The organism is Novosphingobium sp. (assembly GCF_039595395.1).
Classification (GTDB): domain Bacteria; phylum Pseudomonadota; class Alphaproteobacteria; order Sphingomonadales; family Sphingomonadaceae; genus Novosphingobium.
In genome coordinates this window covers 22,552-38,801 of the sequence record NZ_JBCNLP010000001.1, presented here as the reverse complement: position 1 = coordinate 38,801, position 16,250 = coordinate 22,552, and the positions used below count along the sequence as shown (strand labels likewise).

Here is a 16,250-nt window from a genome sequence, read left to right as displayed (position 1 = left end):
CTTAGCCGAAGCGACCGGTGACATAGTCACGGGTGCGCGGGTCATGCGGGTGGATGAACATCTGCTCGTGCGGGCCGACCTCGACCAGATCGCCGTTCAGCATGAAGGCGGTCTGGTCGGCGATGCGCGCGGCCTGCTGCAGGTTGTGAGTCACGATCACGAAGGTGAAGTTGCGGGCCTGTTCCAGCACGAACTCTTCGATGCGCGCGGTCGACTGCGGGTCGAGCGCCGAGGTGGGTTCGTCGAGCAGCACAACTTCGGGGCGCACGGCCAGGGTACGGGCGATGCACAGACGCTGCTGCTGACCGCCCGAAAGGGCGAGAGCCGAACGGTCCAGCTTGTCCTTGACCTCGTTCCACAGCGCGGCCTGAGTCAGCGCGATCTCGACGCGCTCCTGCATCTCGGCTTTCGACAGCTTCTCGTAATGGCGCAGCGGGAAGGCCACGTTTTCGAAGATCGACATGGCGAAGGGCGTGGGCTTCTGGAACACCATGCCGATGCGCGCGCGCAGATTGGCCAGCGAGTAATTGCTGGCCAGCACATTCTCGCCGTCCAGCAGGATCTCGCCGGTGGACTTCTGTTCGGGGTAGAGCTCGAACATGCGGTTGAAGGTGCGCAGCAGCGTGGACTTGCCACAACCCGAAGGGCCGATCAGCGCCGTGATGGCGTTGGCGGGCACATCGAAGTTGACGCCATGCAGGGCACGGGTCTTGCCATAGAAGAACTCAAGGTTGCGGACGGAAACCTTGGTGGGGCGCTGCGAGAGGTCTTGCGACCCGGTCTGCGCCGGACGATCGGTGATAAGAGCGCTCACTTGAAACTCCTTGGCCGCAGGAACAGGCGGACCGCAATGCTGAGGGCAAGAACGAAGGCTGTCACGACAAAGGCACCGGCCCAGGCAAGGGCGTGCCAGCTGTCATAGGGGCTCATCGCGTATTGGAAGATCACGACCGGCACGTTGGCCATCGGGGCCGAGAGGTCGGTGCTCCAATACTGGTTGTTGAGGGCGGTGAAGAGCAGGGGCGCCGTTTCGCCGCTGATGCGCGCCACGCCCAGCAGCACGCCGGTGGCGATGCCGGTCGATGCGCTGCGGTAGATCACATAGCCCACGACCTTCCACTGCGGCAGGCCCAGGGCCAGCCCGGCCTCACGCAACTGGTTGGGGATCAGGCGCAGCGCCTCGTCGGTGGTACGAACCACGACCGGCAGCAGGATCATGCCCAGCGCCAGACCGCCCGCATAGCCCGAGAAGTGGCCGGTCGTCGTCACCACCAGTTCGTAGATGAACAGGCCGACCACGATCGAGGGCGCGGAAAGCAGGATGTCGTTGATGAAGCGGATCGTCTCGGCCAGCGCCGAGGTCTTGCCGAATTCGGAGAGATAGGTGCCGGCCAGAATGCCGATGGGCGTACCCACCACAATGGCCAGCACGATCATCACCGCGCTGCCGTAGAAGGCGTTGAGCAGACCGCCCTCCTCACCCGGAGGCGGGGTCATCTGCGTGAAGAGCGCCGGGCTCAGCGCCGAGGCGCCCTGGGTGATGGTGGTCCACAGGATCCACACCAGCCACAGCAGGCCGAACAGCGTGGCGCCGGTGGCCAGCACCAGCGCGATGGCATTGGTGATCTGGCGACGGCGAACGATGGGGTTCATGGGTTGACGGCTCATCGACCCTTCCTTTCGATGCGGAGCAACATGAACTTGGCAATCGCCAGCACGATGAAGGTCACGACGAAGAGCAGGAAGCCAAGCGCGATCAGCGCGGAGTGATAGATCGGCGAATCGGCTTCGGTGAATTCATTGGCGATGGCCGCGGCAATCGAGTTGCCGGGCATCAGCAGCGAGAGCGAGAAATCATGGGCGTTGCCCAGCACGAAGGTCACGGCCATCGTCTCGCCCAGCGCGCGGCCCAGGCCCAGGAAGATGGCGCCCATCACGGCGGAACGCGTGTGAGGCAGGGTGACCTTGCAGACCACTTCCCACGGCGTGGCGCCCAGCGCAAAGGCCGATTCGCGCAGCGCGGGCGGGATCGCCTGGAACACGTCGCGCATCACCGAGGAGATGAAGGGGATCGTCATGATGCCCAGGATGATCCCGGCGGTCAGCATGCCGATGCCGATCGGCGGGCCGTCGAACAGCACGCCGACGAGGGGCAGGGTGGCCCAGTGCTCGGTCAGCCAGGGTTCGACATGCTCGCTCATGAAGGGCGCGAAGACGAACAGGCCCCACATGCCGTAGATGATGCTGGGCACGGCGGCCAGCAGCTCGATGGCCATGCCGATGGGGCCGCGCATCCAGCGCGGGGCCACTTCGGCCAGGAAGGTGGCGATGCCGAAGCTGATCGGCACGGCCACGATCATGGCGATCAGCGAGGAGACGATGGTGCCGTAGATCGGCACCAGAGCGCCGAACTGATGGCCGACAGCGTCCCAGTCCTTGCTGGTGATGAAGCTCCAGCCGAAGGTCTGGAAGGCCTCGCGGCCTCCCCATGCCATCGAGCCGGCGGCTCCCAGCAGCAGGATGAGGACCAGCCATGCCGCTCCGCCCGTCAGCAGCCGGAAAAGCCTGTCGCCAAGGGCGGCGGCGGGTTGTCCGGCACGGTCTGGCTGGGCCAGACCGTCCTGATCGGACGTGTGTAGAGCGGTTGACATTGCTGGTCCTCTGTCCGGCTTACTTGATGTTGGCGGCCATATAGGTTTCGATCTGCTTCACCAGCGCGCTGGGCAGCGGAACGTACTGCAGGTTGATCGCCTGCTGGCCACCATGCTCAAGCGCCCACTTGAAGAACTTGATCGCCGAGGCCGACTGGGCGGGGTTCTTGGGGTGCTTGTACATCAGCGCGAAGGTGGTCGCGGTGATCGGGTAGGAGGTGGCGCCCGGCGCGTTGGTCATGACAAGGTAGAAGTCCTTGGCATGGGCCCAGTCGGCGTGGCTGGCAGCGGCCTGGAAGCTGGCGCCATTGGGCGACACGAACTTGCCGGCGGCGTTCTGCACCTGCGTGTAGACCATCTTGTTCTGCACGACATAGGCATACTCGACGTAACCGATCGAGTTGTTGACCTGGTTCACGTAAGCGGCGACGCCTTCGTTACCCTTGCCACCGATGCCGGCGGGCCAGGAAACGGCGGTGCCGTCCTTGCCCTTCCACTGCGGGCTGACCTGGCTGAGGTAGTGGGTGAAGTTGAAGGTGGTGCCCGAACCGTCCGAACGGTGCACGACGGTGATCGCGGCGTTGGGCAGGTTGACGCCGGGGTTCAGCGCCTTGATCTTGGGGTCGTTCCAGCTCTTGATCTGGCCGCCATAGATGTCACCGAGCACCGAGCCCGAGAAACGCAGCTGGCCGGGGCGGATGCCCGCCAGGTGAACCACGGGAACCACACCGCCGATGACGACGGGGAACTGGGCCAGACCGGCAGCGTCGAGCTCGCTGGCTTCCAGCGGCTTGTCGGTGGCGCCAAAGGTCACGGTGCCGGCCTTGATCTGGGCGATACCGCCGCCCGAACCGATCGACTGATAGTTGATCTTCTCGCCGCCGTGGCTCGAATAGTCAGCCGACCACTTCGACAGGATCGGATAGACGAAGGTGGAACCGGCACCGGTGATGTCGGCCAGGGCTGCCCCGCCCGTGGCCAGCGCGGCGACCGCGGCAACGACCGTCAACGACTTGGAAAACTTGTTCATCGAAACCCCCATGGGTGAAAGGCGCAAAGCGCCCGCTCGGACGACACGATTCCGTCCTCACCAGCCGCCCTAGATTTGCTTCGTGACAGATTGGTGACACTTGTCACGATCGGGCAAAGATGCATTTAAATTGGCTGATTTCCGCCTGTCACGGTTCGGACACAAGGGGGCGATAGGCTGCCTGCATGACAGACTATGTGACAGACATCGCCCGGATCAAGGCCGAACTTGCCGACAGCTTCGATGAAGAGCTGGAGATGGAGCTGGAAGAGCGCCGACTCGATGCCTTGATGGAGCAGATGCCCTCCGAGCAGGATGGCGAGGTGATGGACCGGGCGCTCGACCGCCGCATCTATTTCCGCGAGCTGTTCCGCCTGCAGCACGAACTGGTGCGCCTGCAGGACTGGGTGCAGAGCCAGGGCCTGAAGGTCGTGGTGCTGTTCGAAGGCCGTGACTCGGCCGGCAAGGGCGGCGCGATCAAGCGCATCACCCAGCGCCTCAATCCGCGCGTCTGCCGCGTCGCCGCTTTGCCCGCCCCCAACGATCGCGAAAAGACGCAGTGGTACTTCCAGCGCTATGCCGCGCATCTTCCAGCGGCTGGCGAAATCGTCCTCTTCGACCGTAGCTGGTACAACCGCGCGGGCGTCGAGCGCGTGATGGGCTTCTGCTCCAAGGACGATGTCGAGGAGTTTTTCCGCTCCGTGCCGGAGTTCGAGCGCATGCTGATCCGCTCGGGCATCATCCTGATCAAATACTGGTTCTCGATCACCGACGAGGAGCAGCAGTTCCGCTTCAACATGCGTATCGAGGACCCCCTCAAGCAGTGGAAGCTCTCCCCCATGGACGTGGAATCGCGCCGCCGCTGGGAGGACTACACCGCCGCCAAGGAAGAGATGCTGGAGCGCACCCATATCCCCGAAGCCCCGTGGTGGGTGGTCGAGGCCGTGGACAAGAAGAAGGCCCGCCTCAACTGCATCGCCCATCTGCTGGAGCAGATCCCCTATGGCGACGTCGAGCGCGCGCCGGTGGTGCTGCCCCCGCGCGTGAGACATGACGATTATGAGCGCCATCCGGTGCCGCGCGAGATGTATGTGCCGGAGCGGTATTGAGGGTTTAGGGTAGGAAGAAAGATGCGAGGGGGTTACCCCCTCGCGCTCCCATAACGTCTTCCGACGAAGCGGCAGTGGCGCCGCATTGTGGTGCCCAGCCTCTCCACCTGCGCATGATCAGGCGCCGCAGGCAGGAAAGCATGGCGCCTGATCTGTCGTTTAATGCCTGCGGCGCGGCAAGCTGGGCGCAAGGCTGAACCCGTAGTGCTGAGGCAGACATTAAAGGGAGCGCGAGGGCGATGGCCCTCGCATTCTCTTTTCAGCCTTACTTCCGCCTGACCAACCCCATAATCCGCAACAGCCACCAGGTCAGCGCACCGGCCAGCAGGGCCACCAGCGTGGCCATAAACGTCCCGGATGGCCCTTGGGCGAAAGGCAGTCCCCCGGTGTTCATCCCGAAGAAACCGGTCACCAAAGTCGCGGGCATCATCAAAGCCGTCAGCACCGAGAGCAGATAGACGTTCTCATTGGTGCGCTGAGCCGCCTGCAGGTCCAGCTCATCGCGCAACTGGCGCAGATGGAGCTGCGCCGCGACGATATCGGTGTCCATATCCACAATCCGCGGCAGCAGATCGCGCGCGATGGCGCAGACCGCTGGGGGCAGGCGGGGTTCGCGCTCCATGCGCTGCATGGTGGCGCGCAGGCCCACGGTCATGCGGTGGAGCTGGGCCGAGAGGCGGCGCGCGCTCATCAGCTCGCGGGAGTCGGGCATGTGATCATGCTCCATCAGCTCGGTCTCGGCTTCGAGGAGCTGGGTGCCCAGGTCCGCGACCAGCCCGGCCATGCCCTCGACATAGGTGTCGAGCAGCAGAGACAGGGCATCCACGGCATTGTCCAGCGGATCGCTCTGTTCCAGCCGGGCGCGCACCAGATCGGCGCCGCGCAGGGGGCGGGTGCGGCCGGTGATCAGCAGGCCGGGGCGCATCAGCACATGGAGCGCGCCGACGCGGTTGCTGATGTTCGCGCCGAAATCGCGCTCGAAATCATGGATGGTGAAGGCCATCGCATCGCCGACCACATCGAAGCGCGGCGCGCCCTCGCGGCCATGCATCACCGACAGCAGGGGGGGCGGGCAGGTCGGCCTGCGTGTCGAGCCAGCGCAGGCTGCGCTGGTCGGCCAGATTGAGGTGGAGCCAGCGGAAGGGCAAATCGGCCGAGGGCTCGCGGTGGTCCAGCTTTGGAACGCCTTGGGCGGTCTGGCTGTAACACCAGACCGCCCCCGGTTGCCGCACGGTTTCGTGCAGCGTTTCGTAGTCTTCGCTCATGCGTCTTGGCGGCCTAACCTTTAGAAGATGGCCGACAGGATAACATAAAGCACGCCCGCGATCACGATCGAGGCGGGCAGGGTCAGGATCCAGGCCAGCGCCATGTTGCGCAGCGTGCTGGCCTGCAGGCCCGAGCCGTTGGCGGCCATGGTGCCGGCCACGCCCGAGGACAGGACGTGGGTGGTGGAAACCGGCAGGCCGAAGGCGTCGGCCATGCCGATGGTGGCCATGGCGGTGATTTCGGCGGCGGCGCCCTGAGCATAGGTCAGGTGGGTCTTGCCGATCTTTTCGCCCACGGTGACGACGATGCGCTTCCAGCCGACCATCGTACCCAGGCCCAGCGCGAGGGCGACGGCGACCTTCACCCAGGTGGGAATGAAGCGCGTGCCCTTGTCGAGCGAGCCCTTGTAGCCGGTGAGGGCCTTGGTCTCGGCGTCCGAGAAACCGAGGCTCTTGTCAGCGGTGATCAGCTTGAGGCCTTCGGAGGCCAGATACATGTCGTTGCGCATGTTGCGGGTGGCGGTGGCCGGCACGCGCGACAGCGAGCCATAGCCCTTCACCTGATTGTCGATGTCGCTGACCAGAGCGCCCAGCGAGGCGACAGTGTCGGGGGCCTTTTCCTTGGTGGCGATATAGGCCTCGATGGCCTTTTCGCTGTTGGCGGCGGGCTTGGCCCCACCGGCATGGGCGTTGAGGGCGGCGGCGGCGGCGGCCGAGCCGGTGTGGAACTGCGCTTCATAGGCCGAGGGCACGGCGCGGTTCAGGGCATAGGCGGTGGGGACGGTGCCGATCAGGATCAGCATGATCAGGCCCATGCCCTTCTGGCCGTCGTTCGAACCGTGGAAGAAGCTGACGCCGGTGCAGGTGCCGATCAGCAGCACGCGGATCCACAGCGGCGGCGGGTTGCCGTTCTGGGGCTCGCGGTAGAGGGCGGGGACGCGCACCAGGGCGCGGGCCAGGAAGAACAGCGCGCCGGCCATGATGAAGCCGATGATGGGCGAGAACAGCAGGGCGCGGCCGATGTTGGCGGCCTGCGACCAGTCCACGCCCGAGGTGCCGCTGCGGCCATGCATCAGGGCGTTGGCGACGCCGACGCCGATCACCGAACCGATCAGCGTGTGCGAGCTGGAGTTGGGGATGCCGAAGAACCAGGTGGCCAGGTTCCACAGGATCGCCGCGATCAGCAGGGCGAAGACCATGGCAAAGCCCTGACCCGCGCCGACCTGCAGGATCAGCTCGACCGGCAGCAGCGAGATGATGCCGAAAGCCACCGTGCCGGTGGAGACCAGCACACCCAGAAAGTTGAAGAAGCCCGACCACACCACAGCCACATTGGCGGGCATGGAGTTGGTGTAGATCACCGTGGCCACGGCATTGGCGGTGTCGTGGAAGCCGTTCACGAATTCAAAGCCCAGCGCGATCAGCAGGGCGAGGAACAGCAGCGCATAGGGCAGGAAGGCGGTGGCATGAACGCCCGCCGCGCTGGCATCGGAATAGACGCTGGTGGCGACATAACCGATGCCGACCAGAACGGCGGCCAGAAAGCCCAGCTTTCCGGCGGTGCCCAACCCCTTGTCGAGGTCGGCACGCGCCACGGGCGTGGTTGGGGTGGCTAGGGTGGCATTCATCGGGCGATCTCCTTCGGGCCGGAAGGATAAGCCTCGCATGTGACAGATTCGCGAGAATCGAAAAGGGGTGTCTTAAAAAGACGTTAAATCACCATCCCGCAAAGACTTCGTGCCATTTCGATGCGAATCATCGTCGTTACAAAAGGGCTTCTTGGCCGCGATTATGACGCTTCGCACATCTCTCTTTCATGATGCTGCGGCGCGGCATCGCGCGCCTCCAGCCGCATGGCCAGAATGAGGATCAGCAGGCCGCCCAGCGCCAGCGCCGCCCCGACAAAACCCGTCGAGGCCCAGCCATAGCCTTGCGTGATCGCCATGCCGCCCAGCAAGGGCCCCAGCGCATTGGCGGTGTTGAAGGCCGAATGGTTGAGCGCGGCGGCCAGACTCTGGGCCTCGCCCGCGACATCCATCAGGCGGGTCTGCAGGATGGTGCCCATCGCCCCACCGCAGCCGATGGCGAAGATCACCACGGACACCGCCCAGAGGTGATGCACCGCCAGCGGATAAAGCGCGAGGCACAGCGCGCTCCACACCAGCAGCGCGGCGGCGGTGGGCATCAGCGCGCGGTCGGCAAAGCGCGGCACGAACATGTTGCCCAGAGTCATGCCCAGACCGAAGATCGCGAAGACCAGCGAAATGCCGGTCGGTGAGGCATGGGTCACATTCTCCAGCGCCGAGGCGAGATAGGTGTAGACGCAGAACATGCCGCCAAAGCCGATGGCGCCCACGCCCAGCGTCAGCCAGACCTGCCCGTTCTTGAGTGCATCGAGCTCGCGCAGCGGGTTGATGTCGGCGTCGGGCTTGTCATGCGGCACGAAGATGGCGACCATCGTCGCGCAGAGCAGCGCCAGAATGGCGACCACGCCAAAGCCCCAGCGCCAGCTCATCACCTGACCCAGCCAGCTTGCCACGGGCACGCCGATGGTGGTGGCGATGGTCAGCCCCAGCATGATCCGCCCCACGGCCTGCGCGCGCTTGTCCTGCGGCACCAGCGAGGCGGCGACCAGCGCGGCCACGCCGAAATAGGCGCCATGCGGCAGGCCGGAAAGGAAGCGGAAGGCCAGCATCCAGTGATAGTCCGGCGCAATGGCGCTGAGCGCATTGCACAGGCAGAAGGCGGCCATCAGCAGGATCAGCAGCGTGCGCCGCGCCAGCTTCGCCCCCAGCACCGCCAGCAGCGGCGCGCCGATCACCACGCCCGATGCATAGGCGCTGATGACATGGCCCGCGGTGGGCGCGTCGACATGCAGCCCGGCGGCCATGGGGGGCAGCAGGCTCATGGTGGCGAATTCGGTGGTGCCGATGGCGAAGCCGCCCATCGCCAGCGCGAGATGCACCAGCCCCACCGGGACATTGCGCGCATCGACCTGCGGGGCGGGGCTGCTGGAAAGCACGGGGCCGGCCATGGTCAGCGCTCCCCTGTCAGAAGGGCCGAGGGCTGCTGTCCGGAGACGGCATGGCCAGGAACCTCAGGACACAGTCCCGCGGAGGAAAAAAGATCAAAAATCACCAGCTATCCGTTCATCGAGCGAATGGGGGGAATTCGCAGGCACCGCGATTCTGCCGGTCTGGCAGACCGGCCCCACCGGGGCAGCCTCCTTCGAGTGAGGCTCTTATAGCCTTCTTCGCGGTTGCAGCATAGGCTGTTGATTGCCACTGAGATGTGACCCGGGGAGCTGATAAGTTTCCACTGAGAATTGACCCATGTTTCCCTCCCCTCCGGCTGTCAGTCGGAGGGTCTCGGAGTGATCGACATGGACTTACTCAGTGTGATCCGCCGATGGCATTTTCGGCAGGATATCCCCATTCGGGAGATCAAGCGACGGACCGGCCTGTCGCGCAACACCATCCGCAAATATCTGCGTTCCGATACGGTGGAGCCCAGTTTCAAGGTGCCGGTGCGCCCCAGCAAGCTCGATCCCTTCGCCGAGAAGCTGACGGCGTGGCTGCGGGTGGAATCCAAGAAATCCCGCAAGCAGAAGCGGACCGCCAAGCAGTTGTATGTCGACCTTGTGAAGCTGGGGTACGAAGGCTCGTATAACCGGGTGGCTGCCTTTGCCCGGCGATGGCGGAGCGATCTTCAGTATGAACAGCAAACCAGCGGGCGCGGGACATTCGTGCCGTTGGTTTTCCAACCCGGCGAGGCCTTCCAGTTCGACTGGAGCGAGGATTATGCCGTGCTGGACGGCAAGGTGACCAAGCTGCAGGTTGCCCATACCAAGCTGGCCCACAGCCGCGCCTTTATCGTGCGGGCCTACTTGCTCCAAACCCATGAGATGCTGTTTGACGCGCTGACGCAGGCCTTTCGGGTGCTGGGCGGCGTGCCCCAGCGCGGGATCTTCGACAATATGAGGACCGCCGTCGACAAGATCGGGACGGGCAAGGCGCGACAGGTCAACGCCAGGTTCGCCGCCATGGCCAGCCATTACCTGTTCGAGACTGATTTCTGCAATCCAGCGTCAGGCTGGGAGAAGGGGCAGGTCGAGAAGAACGTGCAGGATGCCCGGCGGCGGTTGTGGCAGCCGATGCCCAGCTTTGGGGATTTGGCGGCGCTGAACGCCTGGCTGGAAGAACGATGTATCGCGCAATGGGGCGAGATCCAGCACGGCCTTATGCCCGGCACCGTGGCTGATGTGCATGCTGAGGAAGCCTCCTGTCTGATGCCGCTGGGCAGGCCCTTCGATGGCTTTGTCGAACAGACCAAGCGCGTGTCGCCCACTTGCCTGATCGCCTTCGAGCGCAACCGTTACAGCGTGCCCGCTTCCTTTGCGAACCGGCCAGTCAGCCTGCGGGTCTATCCCGATCGCCTGGTCATCGCCGCCGAGGGCCAGATCGTGTGCGAGCACGTCCGGCTCATCGACCGTTCCCACCACAAACCCGGTCGCACGATCTATGACTGGCGGCATTATCTGGCGGTGGTCCAGCGCAAACCCGGTGCCCTGCGCAATGGTGCGCCCTTCCTGGACATGCCTGAAGCCTTCCGGCACTTGCAGAGCCACCTCCTCAAGCGCTCCGGCGGAGACAGGGAAATGGTGGAGATCCTGTCCCTGGTGCTGCACCACGACGAGCAGGCGGTCCTGAGTGCGGTCGAGCTGGCCTTGGAAGCTGGTGTCGCCACCAAGACCCACATTCTCAACGTGTTGCACCGACTGATTGACGGCAAGGCACCTCCGGCATCGCCCATTGATGCGCCTCAGGCCTTGCGCCTGACGCAGGAGCCCAAGGCCAATGTCGATCGCTATGATATGCTCAGGGAGATCCGCCATGCGTCATGACCCCGCCAGCGCCGCAGTCGTCGTCATGCTGCGCGGCCTCAAGATGTTCGGCATGGCTCAGGCCGCAGGCGAACTGATCGAGCAGGGCGCGCCTGCCTTCGATACTGCCGTGCCGATGCTGGCCCAATTGCTCAAGGCAGAGATGGCTGAGCGGGAGGTCAGGTCCATCTCCTATCAGATCAAGGCCGCCCGCTTCCCGGCTTACAAGGATCTGGCCGGCTACGACTTTGCTGCCAGCGAGATCAACGAGGCACTCGTGCGCCAGCTTCACCAGGGCGACTTCATGGAAAACGCCGACAATGTCGTGCTGATCGGCGGCCCGGGCACGGGTAAAAGCCATATCGCCACGGCGCTGGGCGTTCAGGCTGTCGAGCATCACCGCAAGAAGGTGCGCTTCTACTCCACGGTCGATCTGGTCAACGCGCTGGAGCAGGAGAAGACAGCCAACCGGACCGGCCAACTGGCGGAACGCCTGCTGCGCCTCGATCTGCTTATCCTCGACGAGTTGGGCTATCTGCCCTTCAGCCCATCAGGAGGGGCCATGCTCTTCCATCTGCTGAGCAAGTTATACGAGCGCACCAGTGTCGTGATCACCACCAACCTGAGCTTCAGCGAATGGTCCGGCGTGTTCGGCGACGCCAAGATGACCACCGCGCTGCTCGACCGGCTCACTCATCACTGCCACATCCTGGAAACTGGAAACGACAGCTTCCGCTTCCGCGCCAGCACCGCTGCGCCCAAAGCCAAAAAGGAGAAGCCGGCATCTTGAACCTGCCCGCCAGAGGCAGCACATAACCCACACCCACCCGGGTCAATTCTCAATGGAAACCCCGGGTCACATCTCAGTGGCAATCAACAACCAGTCCTCGCGGTGTCTGACGATACCATGAAAAGGGCTAGATCATTAACTGAGATGCGAGGTTGGGAAGCAGGAGTAATTGCCATGGACGAAATCCTGGGATCAGTGAAGATCAGCGAAAAGCGGTTCCTTCATCTTGGCCAACTTTCTTCACAGAGTCTATCTGCCTATGAAGCGGAGCATCTCGGCTTCGATGGGTACTTTTTGTTTGAAGCATCTGATGAGCCTGGAGACAAGGGAATAAACATCCTTGGAAAGATGCCAACCCTTGAAGCCGCTTTTCGCCTGATGGATATTTGGCAAGCACGTGCAGCAGCTTAATTATCCCCACTACCGCCATCGCCGCTGAGATATAGCTCTCCCACATAGGCCGCCCCTCAAACTGAGGGTCCCCTGGCACGCCATGGAAGCGGGACAGGGCGCGGCAGGCTAGTTCGCGAGCGGGGGTTTGGGCTTCTGGCTTATGGCATCAGGCCCCGCTGCATCAGGAAGCCGACCGCAGCAGATCCGATGCCCAGCAAGATGAGGGCGCCAAGGGCTATCGCCTCAAGCCGCAAATTCCGATCCGTGCGGCAATGTGATCGCCGCGACTTCACCATGAAGCCACCCCGCCATGATGCGAGCATGTCCCGCGATGATGCTGGCTGAAGCTCCATGATCCGTCCCGGCAATGGGCTGTGGCACCGTCTGGCCGCGAACTGGCCTGCATCGGGCTATGGATCGAATTGCCATCGACGTTGCGATAATGGCGCCCGCCCGCCGGGCCATAGCTGTGATAGGTCGCGTGACGCGCGTAATGATGGGTGGCCCGGGCGTCGGCTTGTGTGGCCAGTGCCAGCGACGCCAGTGCTAGGGCGGTGAATAGGCGCTTCACTTCGCCACCTCTGCCATCGACTTGTCCAGCACCACAGCAAACGCCCCATGCTCAGCTTGATCGACATCGGCCCCGACCAGCTCAACGATCAAAGCATCGGGCATGTTCGGGTTATTGGCCTCGGCATCGATGATCTTAAATTTCTTGGTGGTGGGCAGCATGACGCAGCGCAGGCCTCCATCGGAATCAGGCGAGAAATAGGCCTTCATCTTGGTCGAGTGTCCAGATAGCCCCAGCGCCATGACCTCCTGCAAATCGTCTCGCTTCATGCAAGCGACCATGCTTTGCGGAAAGCGCACAATGTCCTCGGGCTTCAGCCAGGGCTTGATCTGCGGAGCCTCAGCCGCTGATGAGGAAGATGACGCCTCTGAAGTGGACGGTCCAGACGCTTCGCTTCCACACCCAGATAACGCCATCGCAGCGGCAAGACCCATAATCCAACGCATGAATGCAACAGCCCCCTGATTGCTTTCCGATGGCATGGTATAATCAGAGATGCGTTCGGATCTCTACGGAGAATTTTGGTCGGGCGCAGAATAACCCAGCCGATCAGGCCGCCCGCAGTTCTTAAGCCATCATCAATCCGGCCTTATAACCGCGATCCTTGCTCCAGCAGAGCCTCCAGACTTTTCATTGGTATGAGCGTGGCGCCGCCAATCTTGACCTTGGTCAGATCCCCAGACGCGATCAGGGCATAGAGCTTGGTCTTGCCCAACCCGGTCAATCGGCTGGCTTCAGAGATACGCACGGCAATAGGCAGCGGCACGGCGGTGTCTGGATAGATATGCTTCGGCGTCGTCATATGGGCAGTCCATTGTTCCTGGTCTGCCCGCCACGTCATTAGGATAGCACCGAACCGCTAGCCAGATAATCCCCCTTTCCGGCGTTCGAGGACAATGCTGGAATGCACGGTCAGCGCCGGCCCCAGAAATATGCGCGTGGGCCGTGTGGTACAGAATAACGAGGACATTCCATATGGTTGAAAGCGGCTTGCCTTAGCTCGTGTGCCATGTGTGCCCCAGATGGATGTTTTTGTGTGCCGTGGGACACAGGCGCAACATCTTGCTCTACAATGGAAAATTGCCCGCAGCACCTGTGCGTACGGTGCATTACATCTTACGCCCTTTCCGGCGTGCGTCTGGCTTTCCGCATGAGCTTGCGAATGCGCCAATTGAGGTCCGAATCGCGGTGGACCCCATCAAGCTCTTTTCCGCCTGTCGGTCCGTTGCCTTGCTCGGAGGGAAGCACTGGCCGCGCTTTGAACGCTGTGGTGCGCAGCGGGCCTATGCCGCTGACCTGCGCAGCCGATTTTCTTTGAATTTCAACCCTTCTCAATTTGAGCAGGCGCGGTAGGGGATGGGAGCAGGCTTGACGCTTCCCAGCTTGTATTATGTATTCACGACATGGAGAACCGTTTCGAATGCATGGTTCCCAGCGCCCTTGGTTCCCCAACCCGATTGGTGGCGCTGGGAGGATTGGCTCGGTAAGGATGCGTGATGAGCATACAGATGCTGATTATCCTTAAGTTTTTGCTGCTGGCAGCGCTCCTGGCACTGGTGATAGCAGTCAGGGTCTGGCCCCCGCTCTAGGGGAGTGATCCCATTTACAAACCAAGGCTGGTTGCGGTTTGCGCCATTAAGCGCGCCGGCTGGTGCCGGGAAGGGCCAAAGCCAGCCGACGCGCGCCCGCCTAGATCGGTGGCCTGGGCGCAGATTGTTCGGCTGGCGCTTCGATCCTGCCGGAGACATCCGATTTGATTAGCTATAGATGAAATATTTGTATTTAAGTAATGGATCGAATTGACGGTAGATATGTGGGCAGGTCTAAGTTTGTAGGAGGGGGTAAGCATGGCGAGTGAGCAGACACCAAGGCCGGACATTTACATCGGGTTGGTGGGCGCCGCAGGTTCGGACCTGGAAAGCGTTAAATTACAGCTTCGTGCGCAGCTTGCAGCCCTTGATTATTCCTACGAAGAAATAAAGCTTAGCCAGATCATCGGCGCATTTTGCGGTACGAATACGTCTGGAATGCCCGAGAATAAGCGTATTGCCGCCCTTATGAATGCCGGGGATGAGATACGCCGCGCTCAAAAACAGGGAGATGGTGTGATCTGCCTTGCGGCGGCTGAGATTCGACGCATTCGAAAGGGTTCGCAGCAGGAGACGCCTGAAACGGCAGGCTCAACTGCGTTCGTCATCGATTCTCTCAAAAATCCAGCCGAGGTCCGCACTCTGCGCCGCGTCTACGGAAGAAATTTTCTTCTTATATCAGTATATTGTCCAAAAACCGATAGAATTTCAAAACTGGCGAAGCGTATCGCTGCCAGTCAGCATACCACCACCCGAGATGAGCATTATCAGGCTGCAAGGCAGGTAATCGAGGAAGATGAAAAAAGGGACGCCACCGACCTGTCTCAGGATGTCCAATCCACCTTTCCTCTTGCCGATCTTTTTGTCAGCCATGAGGAAAACACAGAGGTTCAGATCAAGCGGTTCGTCGAGTTGATCTTTGGGGAGCCATTTTCTACGCCGACCCTGGCAGAATACCTGATGTTTGTGGCCAAGGCGGCGGCATTGCGCTCTTGCGATCTGTCGCGACAGGTCGGGGCCGTCATAGCCGAAAAATCAGGGGCGATCATTTCCTCTGGCTGCAATGATGTGCCCTATCCTGGCGGGGGAATTTTTTTCGAAGGCAGGGAGGGTGCAAAAGACAATCGGGATCACACCGTCGAGTATGACCCTAATGCATCGGAAATTCAGAATGCCATCCGGGAGGTTGTAAAGGCATTTCGGCACGCCGGGCTTCTCGAAAAAGAGATCGCACAGCGCTCAGATGAGGATTTGGCAGCAGCCCTCGTCCATGGCGAGTGGAAACCCCATCTGGGCGATGCAAGGGTTCGCAATCTCATTGAGTTCGGGCGAGTGGTCCATGCGGAGATGAATGCATTGGCTGAGGCTGCGCGATTTGGACGCGCGACCCAGGATGCGACGCTTTATTGCACGACCTTCCCCTGCCATATCTGCGCTAGGCATATCATCGCGGCTGGTGTGGCAAAGGTTGTGTTTATCGAGCCTTATCCGAAAAGCATGACGCAAACCTTATACAGCGCTGAGATTAAGACCGACGATAGCACTGGTACGCTCCCACACACGGTCGAGTTCAAGCCCTTCACCGGCGTTGCTCCGCGCTTGTATCAGCGCGTTTTTGAGTATCGGCCTCGGAAGAATCGTGCCGGGAATATCGTTCATTGGAACCGTAACGAAGCCATACCCGTTGATGGAGTGCTGGGTGTGAGTGACTTCAGCTTGGAGGAAAATCTTTCCGGCCGGGTTGCGGAGCTTGCATCCATGATTCATAAGGACGCCGTTGTTGAAGAAGCCCAGGGAGACAGAAATGGCTGATCAGACATTCCTCCGGCAGGCACAGCAAGATGCTGAAAATTTAAAGAAACTTTCTGAATCCACCAAGCGCCGCTTGGATAGCGAGACAGATTGGAATGGCTATCGCATGCGCGGATACGAGTTCCCGCAGCGCGTGATGCGGATGGGCTAATTTCCGC

Annotated in this window: 17 protein-coding genes; 6 read left to right on the top strand and 11 right to left on the bottom strand. The window is 62.0% G+C overall.

Going from position 1 to position 16,250, the window contains the following annotated elements; all coding sequences use genetic code 11:
- Position 1: 1 nt before the first annotated feature.
- Genes pstB through pstS form a run of 4 tightly spaced genes read right to left on the bottom strand, consistent with a single transcriptional unit; the run spans position 2 to position 3,681 of the window.
- Positions 2 to 814 (bottom strand): phosphate ABC transporter ATP-binding protein PstB, encoded by an 813-nt coding sequence (gene pstB, locus ABDW49_RS00215; RefSeq protein WP_343608786.1) that lies wholly within the window; start codon positions 812 to 814, stop codon positions 2 to 4.
- Complete coding sequence (pstA, locus tag ABDW49_RS00210; protein WP_343608784.1) at positions 811 to 1,668, bottom strand: phosphate ABC transporter permease PstA; 858 nt, start codon at positions 1,666 to 1,668, stop codon at positions 811 to 813. The genes pstB and pstA overlap by 4 nt, the downstream gene beginning before the upstream one ends.
- A complete protein-coding gene (pstC, locus tag ABDW49_RS00205; protein WP_343608783.1) occupies positions 1,665 to 2,651 on the bottom strand; it encodes a phosphate ABC transporter permease subunit PstC in 987 nt (328 codons plus the stop codon). Before pstC ends, pstA begins: the two co-directional genes overlap by 4 nt.
- Positions 2,652 to 2,670: 19 nt before the next feature.
- Entirely contained in the window at positions 2,671 to 3,681 is a 1,011-nt protein-coding gene (pstS, locus tag ABDW49_RS00200; protein WP_343608781.1) for a phosphate ABC transporter substrate-binding protein PstS, read from the bottom strand.
- 185 nt (positions 3,682 to 3,866) lie between these two features.
- Here pstS and ppk2 point away from each other — a divergent pair, with 185 nt between their 5' ends.
- Positions 3,867 to 4,790, top strand: a complete 924-nt coding sequence (gene ppk2 / locus ABDW49_RS00195; RefSeq protein ID WP_343608780.1) for a polyphosphate kinase 2 — start codon at positions 3,867 to 3,869, stop codon at positions 4,788 to 4,790.
- A 265-nt stretch (positions 4,791 to 5,055) separates the two neighbouring features.
- Here ppk2 and ABDW49_RS00190 read toward each other — a convergent pair whose 3' ends face one another.
- From ABDW49_RS00190 to ABDW49_RS00175, 4 genes are all read right to left on the bottom strand, one after another.
- Positions 5,056 to 5,841: a CorA family divalent cation transporter gene (locus ABDW49_RS00190; protein ID WP_343608779.1), complete on the bottom strand. Its 786-nt coding sequence runs from the start codon at positions 5,839 to 5,841 to the stop codon at positions 5,056 to 5,058.
- Positions 5,774 to 6,055: a hypothetical protein gene (locus tag ABDW49_RS00185; protein WP_343608777.1), complete on the bottom strand. Its 282-nt coding sequence runs from the start codon at positions 6,053 to 6,055 to the stop codon at positions 5,774 to 5,776. Before ABDW49_RS00185 ends, ABDW49_RS00190 begins: the two co-directional genes overlap by 68 nt.
- Before the next feature lie 20 nt (positions 6,056 to 6,075).
- Positions 6,076 to 7,683, bottom strand: coding sequence for an inorganic phosphate transporter (locus ABDW49_RS00180; protein ID WP_343608776.1), 1,608 nt, complete (start codon positions 7,681 to 7,683; stop codon positions 6,076 to 6,078).
- Positions 7,684 to 7,844: 161 nt separating this feature from the next.
- A complete protein-coding gene (locus tag ABDW49_RS00175) occupies positions 7,845 to 9,002 on the bottom strand; it encodes an MFS transporter (RefSeq protein WP_343614072.1) in 1,158 nt (385 codons plus the stop codon).
- A 435-nt stretch (positions 9,003 to 9,437) separates the two neighbouring features.
- Here ABDW49_RS00175 and istA point away from each other — a divergent pair, with 435 nt between their 5' ends.
- From istA to ABDW49_RS00160, 3 genes are all read left to right on the top strand, one after another.
- Entirely contained in the window at positions 9,438 to 10,958 is a 1,521-nt protein-coding gene (gene istA, locus ABDW49_RS00170) for an IS21 family transposase (protein ID WP_343608774.1), read from the top strand.
- Positions 10,948 to 11,727 carry an IS21-like element helper ATPase IstB gene (istB, locus tag ABDW49_RS00165; protein ID WP_343608772.1) on the top strand — a complete coding sequence of 260 codons (780 nt, stop codon included), beginning with the start codon at positions 10,948 to 10,950 and terminating at the stop codon, positions 11,725 to 11,727. Before istA ends, istB begins: the two co-directional genes overlap by 11 nt.
- 174 nt (positions 11,728 to 11,901) lie before the next feature.
- On the top strand, positions 11,902 to 12,138 hold the full coding sequence (locus ABDW49_RS00160) for a hypothetical protein (RefSeq protein WP_343608771.1): 237 nt from the start codon (positions 11,902 to 11,904) through the stop codon (positions 12,136 to 12,138).
- Between the two features lie 271 nt (positions 12,139 to 12,409).
- On the opposite strand, the gene ABDW49_RS00155 is transcribed toward ABDW49_RS00160, so the two are convergent.
- The 3 genes from ABDW49_RS00155 to ABDW49_RS00145 all read right to left on the bottom strand — a co-directional run bounded on the left by ABDW49_RS00155 (position 12,410) and on the right by ABDW49_RS00145 (position 13,493).
- Positions 12,410 to 12,691 (bottom strand): DUF3761 domain-containing protein, encoded by a 282-nt coding sequence (locus tag ABDW49_RS00155; protein ID WP_343608770.1) that lies wholly within the window; start codon positions 12,689 to 12,691, stop codon positions 12,410 to 12,412.
- A complete protein-coding gene (locus ABDW49_RS00150; protein WP_343608769.1) occupies positions 12,688 to 13,137 on the bottom strand; it encodes a hypothetical protein in 450 nt (149 codons plus the stop codon). The genes ABDW49_RS00155 and ABDW49_RS00150 overlap by 4 nt, the downstream gene beginning before the upstream one ends.
- Before the next feature lie 143 nt (positions 13,138 to 13,280).
- Positions 13,281 to 13,493: a helix-turn-helix domain-containing protein gene (locus tag ABDW49_RS00145; RefSeq protein WP_343608767.1), complete on the bottom strand. Its 213-nt coding sequence runs from the start codon at positions 13,491 to 13,493 to the stop codon at positions 13,281 to 13,283.
- A gap of 1,045 nt (positions 13,494 to 14,538) precedes the next feature.
- Between ABDW49_RS00145 and ABDW49_RS00140 the strand changes: the two genes are divergently transcribed.
- Together ABDW49_RS00140 and ABDW49_RS00135 are read left to right on the top strand one after the other, a co-directional pair.
- On the top strand, positions 14,539 to 16,092 hold the full coding sequence (locus tag ABDW49_RS00140; RefSeq protein WP_343608766.1) for an anti-phage dCTP deaminase: 1,554 nt from the start codon (positions 14,539 to 14,541) through the stop codon (positions 16,090 to 16,092).
- Positions 16,085 to 16,243, top strand: a complete 159-nt coding sequence (locus tag ABDW49_RS00135; RefSeq protein ID WP_343608764.1) for a hypothetical protein — start codon at positions 16,085 to 16,087, stop codon at positions 16,241 to 16,243. Before ABDW49_RS00140 ends, ABDW49_RS00135 begins: the two co-directional genes overlap by 8 nt.
- Positions 16,244 to 16,250 lie beyond the last annotated feature (7 nt).

Excerpts from the sequence above, each read along its gene's own strand:
- ppk2 (WP_343608780.1), top strand. The coding sequence starts at position 3,867 with ATGACAGACTATGTGACAGACATCGCCCGGATCAAGGCCGAACTTGCC.
- ABDW49_RS00190 (WP_343608779.1), bottom strand. The coding sequence starts at position 5,841 with ATGCATGGCCGCGAGGGCGCGCCGCGCTTCGATGTGGTCGGCGATGCG.
- ABDW49_RS00180 (WP_343608776.1), bottom strand. The coding sequence starts at position 7,683 with ATGAATGCCACCCTAGCCACCCCAACCACGCCCGTGGCGCGTGCCGAC.
- ABDW49_RS00135 (WP_343608764.1), top strand. The coding sequence starts at position 16,085 with ATGGCTGATCAGACATTCCTCCGGCAGGCACAGCAAGATGCTGAAAAT.
- ABDW49_RS00150 (WP_343608769.1), bottom strand. The coding sequence starts at position 13,137 with ATGCGTTGGATTATGGGTCTTGCCGCTGCGATGGCGTTATCTGGGTGT.
- ABDW49_RS00175 (WP_343614072.1), bottom strand. The coding sequence starts at position 9,002 with ATGGGCGGCTTCGCCATCGGCACCACCGAATTCGCCACCATGAGCCTG.
- ABDW49_RS00140 (WP_343608766.1), top strand. The coding sequence starts at position 14,539 with ATGGCGAGTGAGCAGACACCAAGGCCGGACATTTACATCGGGTTGGTG.
- istA (WP_343608774.1), top strand. The coding sequence starts at position 9,438 with ATGGACTTACTCAGTGTGATCCGCCGATGGCATTTTCGGCAGGATATC.
- ABDW49_RS00145 (WP_343608767.1), bottom strand. The coding sequence starts at position 13,493 with ATGACGACGCCGAAGCATATCTATCCAGACACCGCCGTGCCGCTGCCT.
- ABDW49_RS00185 (WP_343608777.1), bottom strand. The coding sequence starts at position 6,055 with ATGAGCGAAGACTACGAAACGCTGCACGAAACCGTGCGGCAACCGGGG.
- pstS (WP_343608781.1), bottom strand. The coding sequence starts at position 3,681 with ATGAACAAGTTTTCCAAGTCGTTGACGGTCGTTGCCGCGGTCGCCGCG.
- pstC (WP_343608783.1), bottom strand. The coding sequence starts at position 2,651 with ATGTCAACCGCTCTACACACGTCCGATCAGGACGGTCTGGCCCAGCCA.
- istB (WP_343608772.1), top strand. The coding sequence starts at position 10,948 with ATGCGTCATGACCCCGCCAGCGCCGCAGTCGTCGTCATGCTGCGCGGC.
- pstA (WP_343608784.1), bottom strand. The coding sequence starts at position 1,668 with ATGAGCCGTCAACCCATGAACCCCATCGTTCGCCGTCGCCAGATCACC.
- ABDW49_RS00160 (WP_343608771.1), top strand. The coding sequence starts at position 11,902 with ATGGACGAAATCCTGGGATCAGTGAAGATCAGCGAAAAGCGGTTCCTT.